The 390-nt window shown below is 35.1% G+C and carries 1 protein-coding gene and 1 pseudogene; both read left to right on the top strand.

Annotated elements, in window-relative coordinates:
• A pseudogene (locus KVT27_RS26860) lies at positions 1–121 on the top strand (XRE family transcriptional regulator); the annotation flags it as partial.
• Between the two features lie 5 nt (positions 122–126).
• The coding region (locus KVT27_RS23850; RefSeq protein ID WP_217582096.1) for a Rha family transcriptional regulator at positions 127–390 on the top strand (264 nt) is incomplete at its 3' end.

Genomic DNA, 390 nt, shown 5'->3' with positions numbered 1-390 from the left:
ATTAGCGAAATTACTTGGGATATCTAATGCTTACTTATCGGATATTATCCGTGATAAACGAAAAGGTAAGGATATCAGGGCTAAAATCATAAAGATCTTAGATATGAAGGAGGTCTCATAACGGAAATGAACACGCTAAGTTCAACAGATGATAAACAATTAGTATTTGAAAGCAATGGAAAAGTTGTAACTGATAGTTTGATGATTGCTGAAGTCTTCGGGAAAACTCATGACAATGTACTGAAAGATATTCGCAAGCAAATGGATTATGCGGGTTATGAATTTTCGCTCGTAAATTTTCACGAGCGAACTTATGAGAGTAGAGGACGTTTATATCCTAAAATCGACCTGACGGAACAAGCTTTTACATTAGTTGTTATGAGTTACAAC

The organism is Lysinibacillus sp. GbtcB16, from assembly GCF_019091145.1.
Lineage (GTDB): Bacteria > Bacillota > Bacilli > Bacillales_A > Planococcaceae > Lysinibacillus > Lysinibacillus fusiformis.
This window is presented reverse-complemented; position numbering and strand designations above follow the sequence as displayed.